Source organism: Mesorhizobium sp. M7A.F.Ca.CA.004.06.1.1 (assembly GCF_003999135.1).
Taxonomy (GTDB): domain Bacteria; phylum Pseudomonadota; class Alphaproteobacteria; order Rhizobiales; family Rhizobiaceae; genus Mesorhizobium.
Map to the genome: position 1 here is coordinate 15,246 of NZ_RZPQ01000008.1, position 11,854 is coordinate 27,099.

Genomic DNA, 11,854 nt, shown 5'->3' on the forward strand with positions numbered 1-11,854 from the left:
GGGTTTTCGACAGGCAGCTCGATAGCGACCGACGTCAGCGATAGGCGAGCGGCTCGACCTTGCGGATACGCGCCTGTTCGATCACCGCCTCGAGCAGCGCCGTATTGTGCTCCGGGTCTTCGCCCGGCTTCTCGAACGACACGTAGTTGACCGCCACCGAAGCGCCGAGCTCGCTCAGCGTCAGCTGGAAATAGACGGTGACGCCGGGCGGCCTCAGTTCCAGATCGAGCACGATGCGCGGGCTGCCGCTCCAGTCGACATGCGCCTCACCACCATGGCCAAGCCGCAGAGTGCCCGGCATGAAGAACAACTCGACCGCTGAATCGACCAGGTCCGACAGGCACGCGAAATGCTCCAGCCGGATAAAGGCGATGTAGTCGGCGACATCGATCAGCCTGAGTTCCCCCACCACCTGCTCGATGGCGCTGGCGACTATGATCTCGCGAGATTTTGCGTGTGGTTGCCGGTTCATGAAATCTGTCTGCGCTCAGCCTTTTTCGAGTAGACGATCCGCACCAGTTCGGCGACGGCCTGGTAGAATTGTGACGGGATCACACTATCGACCGAAACTTGCTTGTACATGGAGCGGGCGAGCGCCACGTCCTCGAAGACCGGGATGTTGTGTTCCCGCGCGATCTCGCGGATTTTCAGCGCCACCAGATCCTGCCCCTTGGCCAGCACCATGGGTGCCGAGTCCTCGTCGCGCACATATTTCAGCGCGATCGAGAAGTGCGTTGGGTTGGCGATGATCAGCGTCGCGCGCGGCACCGCCGTCATCATCCGCTTGCGCGCCCGGTCGCGCGCCAGCGAGCGCAGCCGCGACTTGACGATCGGGTCGCCCTCGGACTGTTTGAACTCGTCCTTGACCTCCTGCTTGCTCATGCGCAGATCCTGCTTCCAGTGGAAGCGCGACCAGACGATGTCGATTGCCGCGATCAGCCCCATGACGAAGACGATCGCCACCAGGATGTCGACGGCGATGCCGCGGATGACGAGACCGAATGCGACCGGATTGGTGATCATCCCGGCGAGCAGCTTTCGGTGGTCTTCCGACAGCGTGAAGCTCAGCACGACGATGGCAAACCCGACCTTGCCGAGTGACTTCAGGAACTCGACCCAACCCTGGATGCCGAACAGCCTGTTCCATCCCTTGGCGATCGAAATGCGCGAGAGTTGCGGCCGGATCCGCTCGCCTACGAATTGCGGCATGTTCTGGAACACCGAGGCGCCGATGCCGGCGACGGTCAGCAGCACCATCAGGCTCAGGATGGCGCGGCCAACCTCGAGGAGGACGATCTTGTAGAGCGCGATGACGTCGGTCTCGGTGTCCATCGGCCAGGCTTCCGGCTTCTCCAGGAACATCGACAGGAACATGCCGAGATCGATGATCGCATCCTTGGCGTAGAAGACGGTGAACACCAGGATGGCAACGAACGAGGCAAGGAGCGCTGTCTCCCGCGAATGGGGCAGTTTGCCCTGTTCGATGGTGTCGCGGATCTTCTTTTCCGTCGCCTCTTCGGTTTTCGAATCCTTGTCGACCGCGTCAGCCATGGCGCGGCCTTAGGCGGCGTCTTGGGTCGAGGGCAGTTCGAAGGCGCCTTCGCGCGACAGCCGGATCGTCGTCGTAACGATCGTCTTGCGGGCCGCCGTGATGTCGGCGAGAGGGACCCCGTCCGAGCCCTGTCCGAGTTCGGCTTCGATCATGCGCCGCGAGCGGGCGCCGATGGCCGACAGCACCGATTCTGCGAGTGCGGCCGAAGTGCCGCGCAGGGCCAGCGTGACCAGTTCGGTCGAGAGCCCGTCGAACAGCAGCACCCGGGCTTTCTGGGTGAGCAACGGCAAGTCGTCGAAAGCAAACAGGCGAGCCCTCACACCGTCGAGATCAGGCGTGCCGGCTGCTTCCAGATCCTGCATGACCTCCTCGAGCAGCGGCTTGTCGAGTTCGTTGAGAACGCTGGCGACACGCGCCTGCCCGGCCGAGGTGTCCTTGGTCGAGGTTTCCGCCAGCACGCTGGCGCGCAGCCGGTTTTCGACGATCCTGGCGGCAGCGTCGGGAACATTGGCCATCGTCACCATGCGCTTGATGATTTCTCCACGCATCGGCTTGGTCAGTGTCAGCAGCACGTTGGCCGCCACCTGCGGCGCCAGCTTCGACAACACCATGGCCGCCGTCTGCGGATGCTCGCCGGCCAGGAAGGCACCAAGCCGCGCCGGTTCGAGCTTTTCGAGTTCGGGCCAGATCGGCGGCGGGCCTTCCGGTGCGACCTCGAATTTCTTGTCGCCCATGATCGCGCTCATCTCTTCGGGCGAGAGCGATTCGTTGAGGATGGTGTCCATCCTGTCGGCGGAATCGAGCAATCCCGCCCCTTCCGTGAACTCGGCCTCGAACTCGGCGACGATGCGCTCAAGATCGCTTTGCGGAATCGTCCGCAGCAGGCGGGCGCCCTCGATCAGGGCCTTCAGTTCTTCCTGCTTGAAGAATTTCAGCAGGCGGCTGGCCGACGGCTTGCCCATCGCCACAAGTATGGCGGCCGCCTTCTGCGCGCGGGTCAAGGTCACCGGCGTCGTCATGCCACTCGCCTCCGCTGCCACCGGCAAGCCCCGCAAACCATGTCTAGGCGCCCTTCGTGCCGGCGATGATTTCGGTCAGCCTGATGCCGAACCGCGACGGATCGCTTTCCAGCACGGTGATCTCGCCGCGCGCGATCTTGCGGCCGTTGACCACGACGTCGACAGGTTCGCCGATGCGGCGATTGAGCGCCACGGTCGACCCTTTTTGCAGCGCCATCAGATCGGAGACCGGCATCTCGGTGCTGCCGAGGATGATCTGGACATCGACGGGGATGTTCATGATCACGCTCGAATTGGCTGATGAGGCCGCCCTGAAGGCCGCATCGGGGCGTTGCTCCTCTTCATGCAGGACACCGCGCAACTCTTCGATGGCGCGATCGAGTTGCTCGTCCGGCTGGTCGAGGTCGGCTTCCGCCTTGGTTTTGGCCATGATCGTCTCCAAATGCTCAGGCGCGTCCGGCGGCAGCCGGCATCAGCCCGTCGATAAAGTCCTGCCCGGCGTCGTAAGGATGCCTGATCCGGACGGTGTAATTCTGTCCCAGTTTGCCGAACTCGCATACGAACAGCGTCTTGCCCCGTGCGCTGAGACGCGCCTGGGACTGGGCCGTTTCCTCGAATTCGATGACGTCGCCGATTTCGAAACCGGCGAGATCGCCGAGCGTCAGCCGCGCCAGCGGCATCGTGGCCTCGAGCGCCACGGTGGAGCGCATCACCTCTTCCGAAAAGCGGGCGCGCCAGCTGGGGCCGTGATCGTCGTCGCTGACAGGCACGGCTCCGTCGCGGCTGGCCAGCACGACGCGCTGCGGCATCGTCACCGTGACGGTGCCACTATCGGCCGGCGTCGAGATGCCAAGCACGATGCGGATTGCCGCGCCATCGCGCAGCACATACCGCTTCGCCTCGGTGCCGGACATCGCTCGCGGCGCGGGCAGGCGCAGGTCGAGCGAGCGCTTTCCCGATCCGTTGAGGGCCTGCGCGACCTGCTGGAACACCATGGTCGAAACATCGATTTCGATCTGCGACAGATCGCGTTCGATCGGCGATGCCGGCAGATCCGGGTCGCCGCCGAACAGCGTGCAGACCATGATCGCGATCGCCGGAGCATCGATCACCAGGGTCATCGCATCAGAGGACGCCGACGAGCCGATCACGGTCATGGCGAACGTGTCGCCGGCACGCGAACGCGCCTCGGGAACGCGGCTGACCTCGATCGCTTTGAGGTCGACGACGACCGGAACGCCAAGCTCGCTGGTCAGGCTTTTCTGCAACAGCGGTACGGCGCGTTCGGCCATGGCGCGGCCTGCGTCGATGACCTGCGCGGCCTCGCCGCTGTCGCCGACCAGACGCTCGATGATCAGCGAACGCGCTTCCGCTGGGCTGCCCGGACTGGTCATGACAGTGCTGGGACCGATCTATCGCGCATCGTTCAGGCGGCCTTCTTTTCGACGGCACCGGTATTCATCGTGCTCTGTTCGACGGCATCGATCGTCGGCCGTTCATAGGACGAGATGGTCTTGCGGCCGAACTCGATCGCTACCTGCGGCAGCGCACCGTTCATGTAGGCCAGCAGTGTCTGCTTGACGATGATATAGAGGCGGTTCTTCTTTTCGCGCACCGTCTTGATCTTGGTCGCGACCGGTCCGACCACCGAATAGGACAGGAAGATGCCGAGGAACGTTCCGACAAGTGCGGCACCGATCAGACCGCCGAGGATTTCCGGCGACTGGTCGAGCGCGCCCATCGCCTTGACCACGCCGAGCACGGCGGCGACGATGCCGAGCGCCGGCAGGCCATCGCCCACCGCCACCATCGCGTGATAGGCCTTCATCTTGTCGGACCTGATGGTCTGGATCTCTTCGTCCATCAGCGCCTCGATCTCGTGCGAGCGGGCATTGCCGATGATGATGATACGGCAGTAGTCGCAGATGAAATGCGTCAGGTCATGATTGTGCAGCACGGTTGGGAACGCCTGGAAAATCGCCGACTCTTCTGGATTGTCGATATGCGCCTCGACCTCGCTGCGGGATTTCGACCGCAGCTCGCGCATCAGCGAGTGCAGCACGCCGAGCGTCTCGAGATAGTCCTGTTCCTTCGGCACCGCCTGCTTGAAGGCTTCGAGAATGGCCTTGCCGGTGTCCTTGACCGTCTTCATCGGATTGGCAACGAGGAAGGTGCCAAAAGCCGCACCACAGATGATCACGACCTCCCATGGCTGGATCAGCACGTGAAGATGGCCGCCCATGGCCATGAAGCCGCCAAGGACGCAGCCGAGCGTTACCACCAGTCCAATCAGAATGCCCACGACAGGTCCTTCCGCATTTCACATCAGGAGCTAGGGATAGTCCCCGTGCCTTGTGTGAGGCTTGAATCGAGGGCTTGGAAGCGATTCAGTTTCGCGCAAGGAAGTAGGGGTATTGTGCCGGCATAGCTTCGGCCGGAGGCACGTCTTTGCTCAATACCTTTACGAGCTACCAGCTCATCACCAAGGACATTTCAAAATCGATCGACAGGATCGAGCAGCAGCCCGTGGTTGATCGCGACACCAAATATTATCTCGCGAATATCACCAAGGTGAAATCGATCGACGATTTCGTCAAAAACGACCGTTTGTTCAAGTATGCCATGAAGGCCTACGGGCTGGAGGACATGGACTACGCCAAGGCCTTCATGGTCAAGGCACTCAAGGAAGGCGTCTCCGATCCCGACAGCTTCGCCAACAAGCTGACCGACAAGCGTTACGCCGAATTCGTCAGCGCCTTCAACTTCGCCGCCAACGGCGCCGATGCGACCATCTACAACAAGACACAGCAATTGGTGACCAAGAACTATGCCATCCAGGCCCAGATCGCCGGCCTCGATCCCAATTCGGCCTATGTGAAGGGCGAGACGACATACTATCTTGCCAACATCACCAAGGTGAAGTCGATCGACGATCTGATGTCGAACAGCCGGCTCTACACATACGCGCTGGCGTCATTCGGTCTCGACTCGGCGACGGAGGACAAGGATCTCATCAAGCGGGTTCTGCAAGGCGGCGTCCGCGACCCCCACAGTGTCGCCAACAAGATGACGGACAAGACCTATGCCGCGCTTGCCTCCGCCTTCAACTTCGAAGCCTATGGCGAAAACACCACCACCATCAATCCGGCGCAGCAGCCGACCGTCGACAAATACATGCGCCAGACCCTCGAAGAGGATGCCGGTCAGGCCAACCAGGGCGTGCGGCTGGCGCTTTACTTCGATCGCAAGGCCCCAACCATCACCAGCTGGTATGACGTGCTGGCCGACACCGCGCTTGCCAGTGTCGTGCGCACCGTGCTCGGCCTGCCCGATTCCTTCGCCACCGCCGACGTCGACAAGCAGGCGCAGCTGTTCGAGCAAAAACTCGACATCTCGGATTTCTCCGACCCCGAGAAACTCGGCAAGTTCCTGACCCGCTTCACCAGCATGTACGAGATCAACCACCCGACTTCATCGGCCGTCACCTCGGTCAGCGTGCTATTTGCCCAGCCACTCACCGTCGGCATCTCCACCGACCTGATGATGGCCATGCAGAAATTGAGGTTCTGAGGCCATCATGCGGGACAGCCTGTACGTCGCCCTTTCGTCGCAGATCGCGCTCGAGCGGCGCCTCGACACCATCGCCGACAACGTCGCCAACGCCTCGACGATCGGCTTTCGCGCTACCGGCGTGAAGTTCGAGGACGTCGTCTCCGGCACCGGGCAGAAATCGGTATCCTTCGCCTCCCCGGGCAAGACCTACCTTTCCGGCGCCCACGGCGCCTTGAGCGAGACCGGAAATCCCTTCGATTTCGCCATCCAGGGCGATGCCTGGTTTGCCATAGAGACGCCGGTCGGCACCGTCATGACCCGCGACGGCCGCTTTTCGATGAACGAGAACGGCGAGCTGATGTCGATCGAGGGCCACCCGGTGCTCGATGCCGGCGGCTCGCCGATCCAGCTTGATCCCCGCAACGGCCCACCCAAGGCCGGGGCCGATGGTTCGTTGCGCCAGAACGATCAGCTTGTCGGCTCGATCGGTCTCTACAATTTCGACCCAGGCCCGAACTTCGTCCGCTACGGCAATTCCGGCATCGTTCCGGCACGCACCCCGGAGCCTGTCACCGACCGCTCCGATGTCGGCGTCGCCCAGGGTTTTCTCGAAGAGTCCAATGTCAATCCGGTGCTGGAGATCACCCGGCTGATCATGGTCCAGCGCGCCTTCGAGAACACCGCCGCCCTGATGCGGCAGACCGACTCGTCCACAGACGAGGCGATCAAGACGCTCGGCTCGAAATAATCCATGTCGCTCGACCAACCATCCCTGCGCGCACCCGAAAGACAACTCCAGCCGGCGCCGGAAGACCGGCTTGCCGCGCTGGAACGGGTCTGGCGGCGTTTCGCCGACGCCGAGGCGCTGCTCAAGCGCGGCGGCCGCGTCATCGAAGTCACGCCCACGCACTACAAGGTGCACGGCCTTTCCGGCTTCGCCAGGCTGGGCGACATCGTCGAGCAGCGCGGCGATGCCGGTGCGCGGCGCGGCGAGATCGTCAAGATCGGCCGCGACGAGGCCGTCGTGGCACCCTTCGAACGCAGCGCCGATTCCGGCATCGGTGATGCCGTTTTCCGCCGAGGTCCGCTCGTGGTGGCGCCGCATGCCTCGTGGCGCGGCCGCACCATCGACGCACTCACCAGGACGATCGATGGCGGCCCGCCGCTCGCCCGGGGAGACGACACATCGCGCGGCGCCCAGACGACGCCGGGAGCCATGGCGCGGCAACGCGTCGGCACTGCCTTCATGACCGGCGTCAAGGTCATCGACATCTTCACGCCGCTCTGTTTCGGCCAGCGCCTTGGCATCTTTGCCGGCTCCGGCGTCGGCAAGTCGACGCTGCTCGCCATGCTCGCCGGCGCCGACGCATTCGATACCGTCGTGGTGGCGCTCATCGGCGAACGCGGCCGAGAAGTGCGTGAATTCCTCGAGGATACTATCGGCGAGAGCATGGCCAAGACCGTCGCCGTCGTCGCCACCAGCGACGAAAGCGCCATGATGCGCCGGCGTGCGCCGGACACCGCCATGCGCGTCGCCGAGCATTTCCGCGACCAGGGGCATCGCGTTTTGCTGGTGCTGGATTCGATCACCCGCTTCGCCCACGCCCTGCGTGAGGTGGCGACGGGGACCGGCGAGCCGCCGGTCGCGCGCGGTTATCCGGCCTCGGTGTTCACCGAACTGCCCAAGCTGCTCGAACGCGCCGGGCCGGGCGGGGAAGGCAAAGGATCCATCACCGCCATCATTTCCGTGCTGGTCGACGGCGACGATCACAACGATCCGGTCGCCGATTCCGTGCGCGGCATCCTCGACGGCCATGTCGTGCTCGACCGTGCGATCGCCGAACAGGGTCGCTATCCCCCCGTCAACCCGCTGTCGTCCATATCGCGGTTGGCCGGAAAGGCCTGGAGCGTAGAACAGCGCGCGCTGGTGACAAGGCTGAAGTCGATGATCTCGCGCTTCGAGGACACGCGCGATATCCGGTTGCTTGGGGCCTATCAGGGGGGCGCCGATGCCGAACTGGACATCGCCGTGCGCCAGGTGCCGCTGATCTATGAGGCGCTGACGCAAGCGCCGAAGGATCGCCCGTCGACCGACCCGTTCTCCGATCTCGCCCGCCACCTCAAGAGCAAGCTGAAGGCCGATGCCGGAGACTGAACGCGAATATACCGAGCGCATCCTGCGCGACATGATCGCCGAGGCCAACGCCGTGGAGCAAGCCGAGGCTGACGAAGCGAGAACCGCCAAGGCAAAGGCCGCCCGTGACATCGCAGCCAAAGCCGAGGCCGTTCTGGCCAGAGCCGTCAAGCCAATCCTGCCACGAGCTGGCAAAGCCGATCCTGATCTGGCCAGGCCCGTCGAACCCGCTCTGCCCCGGGCTCCCCAGGCGGTGGCTGCCGAGATGACGCAGGCCAGCCGCGACTCGCTGATCGACGGGCTGTTCCCGCGCACCGAATGGCCGCAGCCGCCAAAGGCACCGTTTCCCCGACTGAAGAAGAAGTCCGACCGACGCAGCGATTTCGTCATAGCCGCGCTCGGCATCACGCTCGGCCTGATCTGCGCCCTGTTTCCCTGGTACATCTTCTTCAACCAGGACCAGTTTGGCGTCCAGGCGATGAAGTTCGGCGGCACCGGCTCCAATTCCGGGCGAGCGGGCGGCGGCGTGGTCGCGCAACGCAGCGCGCCGCTGACGGCAAAGGATATTCCCGCGGCCAATCTCGATCTTCTTGCCACGGGGACGGTGCGGGACGACGCCAATCCCGCAGCCGCACCCGACGAGCAACCGTTTCCGGCCGACGCGGCGAAATTCCGCATGGTTCATGTCGCTAACGGCCGTGCCATGATCCAGGACGACGCTGGCCTCTGGATCGTCCAGCGCGGCTCGATACTGCCTGACTCCAGTCAGGTGTCCTCCATCGAGCAGCGCAACGGCAAATGGGTCATGGTCACCAGTGCCGACCGGGTGATCGAACTCTCCAGATAAACGATCTCCGGCTCCCGCCATCCGCAAGGCCCGCGCAAGACTGGCGGCCTAGTCTCTGGGTACCTGCTCGGAGATTCCCATGGAGCCCGTTTCCCTTTTCGACCTCGCCGCCAAGCAAGCGCAATGGCTGGCCGTGCGCCAGTCGGCAGTCGCCGGCAACATCGCCAATGCCAACACGCCAGGCTATACGGCAAACGATGTCGAGCCATTCGAAAAGGTGCTCGACCGCGCTGCCGTATCGCTGCAGGCGACCCAGGCCGGCCATCTCGGCAATGCGGCGACCAATGCCGGCTTCACCATCAAGCCGCAGGAGAATGACGGCGTCGTCATGCCGTCCAAGAACTCGGTCGTTCTGGAAGACCAGTTGCTGAAAGCCGGCGAGGTGCGCCGCTCCTTCGAACTCAACACGGCGATCGTCAAGGCGTTTCATACGATGATGATGATGGCGGTGAAGAGCTGACCATGGACGCACTGACCGCAGCCCTCAAAGTCGCAGCATCCGGCCTCGGCGCCCAGTCGGAGCGCCTGCGCGTGGTTTCCGAAAATCTCGCCAACGCCCAGTCGACCGGCACCGCGCCCGGCTCCGATCCTTATCGCCGCAAGACCATCAGCTTCGTCTCCGAGCTTGACAGGGCCTCCGGCAGCTCAACCGTTGCAGTGAATTCGATCGATCGAGACCCCAGCGACTTTCCAGTCGAGTTCCAGCCCGGCAACGAGGCAGCCGACGAGAAGGGCTACGTCAAGATGCCCAACGTCAACGTGCTGATCGAAATGGCCGACATGACCGAGGCCAACCGCTCCTACGAGGCCAACCTTCAGGTCGTCAAGCAGGCCCGCGACCTGATTTCCATGACCATCGACCTGATGAGGAACCAGTAATGATCAGCGGTATCGGAGCGCTTCAGTTCAAGCCGTCGATCGGCGGCGACGACACGGCCACAAGCCTGCTCCAGGGCGGTGCGACACCTTCGGCCGGCGGCACCATCGGCACCTCCTTCGCCGAGGCGCTGAGCCAGGCAGCCTCCAAGACCGTGAACACGCTGCAGAATGCCGAGCAGGTATCGTTGCAGGCGCTCAAGGGCGACGCCGACACCCGTCAGGTGGTCGACGCCGTGATGAGCGCGCAGCAGGCGCTTCAGACCGCCGTCGCCATCCGCGACAAGGTGGTTTCCGCCTATCTCGAAGTCAGTCGAATGGGCATCTGAGGAATTCCGCCATGAAAGCACTCGCCATCGCCGCCACCGGCATGAATGCCCAGCAGACAAATCTGGAAGTCATCGCCAACAACATCGCCAACATCAACACCACCGGCTACAAGCGCGCCCGTGCCGAATTCTCCGACCTGCTCTATCAGGTCGACCGTACACAAGGCGTGCCCAACCGCTCCAACGCCTCGCTGGTGCCGGAGGGCGTCTCGATCGGCCTCGGCGTCAAGACGACGGCCGTGCGCAACGTGCACACCCAGGGCGAACTGACCAGCACCGGCAACAGTTTCGACCTGGCGCTGACCGGCAGGGGCTGGTTTCAGATCGAGGGTGCCGACGGCGGCACGCTCTACAGCCGCGCCGGAGCTCTCAACACCAACGCCACCGGCCAACTCGTGACGGTCGACGGCGCTGCCGTCATTCCGGCAATCAATGTTCCCGTGGATGCCGTCGAGGTCATCGTCAACAAGACCGGCCAGGTCTTCGCCCGCATCGATGGCCAGACCGACCTGCAGAACCTCGGGCAGCTTCAGATCGCCAACTTCGCCAACGAGGCCGGCCTGGCGCCGCTCGGCGACAATCTGTTCCAGGAAACCACGGCTTCGGGGCCGGCGAATGTCGGCGTGCCGGGCGATCCCGGCTTTGCCACCATCCAGCAGGGCTATCTCGAAGCCTCCAACGTCGACCCGGTCAAGGAAATCACCGAACTGATCTCGGCGCAGCGCGCTTATGAGATGAACTCCAAGGTCATTCAGGCCGCCGACGACATGGCCTCCGTGGTCTCCAAGAACATCAGGTAACGCATGATGTCGACGCCCGGCCTCCTGTCCGCATTCCGCCGCACCGCGCTCGTCCTTGCGCTGGTGACCGGCACGATGCCGGCTTTTGCCCAGGAGTCGACCAACCAATCGGCCACCCGGATCGCCAGCAATCAAGCTGGCGGCGAGGTGGTGCTTATTCCGAGCCGGGTAATCTATCCCGGCGAGACCATCAACCTGGCTGCCCTGAAACAGGTCACCCTTATCGTCGGCAAGCGCAAGCCGGAGGCGGTCGCCACGCGAGCCGAAGAACTGGATGGCAAGGTCGCCAAGCGCACGCTGCTGCCCGGCCGCTACATTCCTTCCACCGCCATCCGCGAGGCCTGGCTGGTCGAACAGGGTGCTTCCGTGCAGATCTTCTTCATCGCCGGCGGGCTGACGATCTCGGCCACCGCCGTGACGCTGCAGCCGGGAGTTGCGGGCGACCTCGTCAAGGTTCGCAACATCGACAGCGGCAAAATCCTGTCCGGCACGGTGATGGCGGACGGAACCATCCAGGTCAGCGCTTCATGATGCGCGGGCTTACCCTGATGCTGGCAGCCGTGCTTGGCCTGCAGCCGGCGCTGGCCGATGGCCTGACGTCGAAGGCCAAGCGCGAGCTCGCCGCCAAGAATGGCGGCGTCTACAGCGATCCCGAATATGATCCGGCCACCACCAGCCGCATGTTCCGGGTGTCGACCGGGCCAAGTTCGCTGCCGCCGGGCCAGGTCGCCGCGCGCATCAAGGA

15 protein-coding genes and 1 pseudogene are annotated in these 11,854 nt (G+C 63.6%); 10 read left to right on the plus strand and 6 right to left on the minus strand.

Annotated features, from left to right (window positions below):
- Positions 1-34: 34 nt before the first annotated feature.
- The 6 genes from EN906_RS01605 to motA are packed head-to-tail and all read right to left on the minus strand — an operon-like array spanning position 35 to position 4,873.
- Complete coding sequence (locus EN906_RS01605; RefSeq protein WP_127268991.1) at positions 35-472, minus strand: hypothetical protein; 438 nt, start codon at positions 470-472, stop codon at positions 35-37.
- Positions 469-1,551 (minus strand): flagellar biosynthesis protein FlhB, encoded by a 1,083-nt coding sequence (gene flhB / locus EN906_RS01610; protein WP_127268990.1) that lies wholly within the window; start codon positions 1,549-1,551, stop codon positions 469-471. The genes EN906_RS01605 and flhB overlap by 4 nt, the downstream gene beginning before the upstream one ends.
- A gap of 9 nt (positions 1,552-1,560) precedes the next feature.
- Complete coding sequence (locus EN906_RS01615; protein WP_127271430.1) at positions 1,561-2,571, minus strand: flagellar motor switch protein FliG; 1,011 nt, start codon at positions 2,569-2,571, stop codon at positions 1,561-1,563.
- 43 nt (positions 2,572-2,614) lie between these two features.
- On the minus strand, positions 2,615-3,001 hold the full coding sequence (fliN, locus tag EN906_RS01620) for a flagellar motor switch protein FliN (protein WP_023809994.1): 387 nt from the start codon (positions 2,999-3,001) through the stop codon (positions 2,615-2,617).
- A 16-nt stretch (positions 3,002-3,017) separates the two neighbouring features.
- The gene (locus EN906_RS01625) at positions 3,018-3,965 is read right to left on the minus strand and encodes a FliM/FliN family flagellar motor switch protein (RefSeq protein WP_127269588.1); all 948 of its coding nucleotides are present in this window, start codon (positions 3,963-3,965) and stop codon (positions 3,018-3,020) included.
- 32 nt (positions 3,966-3,997) lie between these two features.
- Positions 3,998-4,873: a flagellar motor stator protein MotA gene (motA, locus tag EN906_RS01630; protein WP_127271433.1), complete on the minus strand. Its 876-nt coding sequence runs from the start codon at positions 4,871-4,873 to the stop codon at positions 3,998-4,000.
- A 146-nt stretch (positions 4,874-5,019) separates the two neighbouring features.
- Here motA and EN906_RS01635 point away from each other — a divergent pair, with 146 nt between their 5' ends.
- The 10 genes and pseudogenes from EN906_RS01635 to EN906_RS01680 form a co-directional block, all read left to right on the plus strand.
- Positions 5,020-6,141: a DUF1217 domain-containing protein gene (locus EN906_RS01635; protein WP_127269590.1), complete on the plus strand. Its 1,122-nt coding sequence runs from the start codon at positions 5,020-5,022 to the stop codon at positions 6,139-6,141.
- Positions 6,142-6,148: 7 nt separating this feature from the next.
- Positions 6,149-6,871 carry a flagellar basal-body rod protein FlgF gene (gene flgF / locus EN906_RS01640; RefSeq protein ID WP_127269591.1) on the plus strand — a complete coding sequence of 241 codons (723 nt, stop codon included), beginning with the start codon at positions 6,149-6,151 and terminating at the stop codon, positions 6,869-6,871.
- A gap of 3 nt (positions 6,872-6,874) precedes the next feature.
- Positions 6,875-8,278 carry a flagellar protein export ATPase FliI gene (fliI, locus tag EN906_RS01645; protein WP_127271435.1) on the plus strand — a complete coding sequence of 468 codons (1,404 nt, stop codon included), beginning with the start codon at positions 6,875-6,877 and terminating at the stop codon, positions 8,276-8,278.
- Positions 8,265-9,104: a hypothetical protein gene (locus tag EN906_RS01650; protein ID WP_127268378.1), complete on the plus strand. Its 840-nt coding sequence runs from the start codon at positions 8,265-8,267 to the stop codon at positions 9,102-9,104. Before fliI ends, EN906_RS01650 begins: the two co-directional genes overlap by 14 nt.
- A gap of 79 nt (positions 9,105-9,183) precedes the next feature.
- Complete coding sequence (gene flgB, locus EN906_RS01655) at positions 9,184-9,564, plus strand: flagellar basal body rod protein FlgB (RefSeq protein ID WP_027038255.1); 381 nt, start codon at positions 9,184-9,186, stop codon at positions 9,562-9,564.
- A 2-nt stretch (positions 9,565-9,566) separates the two neighbouring features.
- A complete protein-coding gene (flgC, locus tag EN906_RS01660) occupies positions 9,567-9,983 on the plus strand; it encodes a flagellar basal body rod protein FlgC (protein WP_013529797.1) in 417 nt (138 codons plus the stop codon).
- The gene (locus EN906_RS01665; protein ID WP_127268379.1) at positions 9,983-10,309 is read left to right on the plus strand and encodes a flagellar hook-basal body complex protein FliE; all 327 of its coding nucleotides are present in this window, start codon (positions 9,983-9,985) and stop codon (positions 10,307-10,309) included. Before flgC ends, EN906_RS01665 begins: the two co-directional genes overlap by 1 nt.
- Before the next feature lie 11 nt (positions 10,310-10,320).
- Entirely contained in the window at positions 10,321-11,109 is a 789-nt protein-coding gene (gene flgG, locus EN906_RS01670; protein ID WP_013529795.1) for a flagellar basal-body rod protein FlgG, read from the plus strand.
- A gap of 3 nt (positions 11,110-11,112) precedes the next feature.
- Positions 11,113-11,640 carry a flagellar basal body P-ring formation chaperone FlgA gene (gene flgA, locus EN906_RS01675; protein WP_127268380.1) on the plus strand — a complete coding sequence of 176 codons (528 nt, stop codon included), beginning with the start codon at positions 11,113-11,115 and terminating at the stop codon, positions 11,638-11,640.
- A pseudogene (locus EN906_RS01680) lies at positions 11,637-11,854 on the plus strand (flagellar biosynthesis protein FlgI); the annotation flags it as partial. The gene flgA and the pseudogene EN906_RS01680, both read left to right, overlap by 4 nt.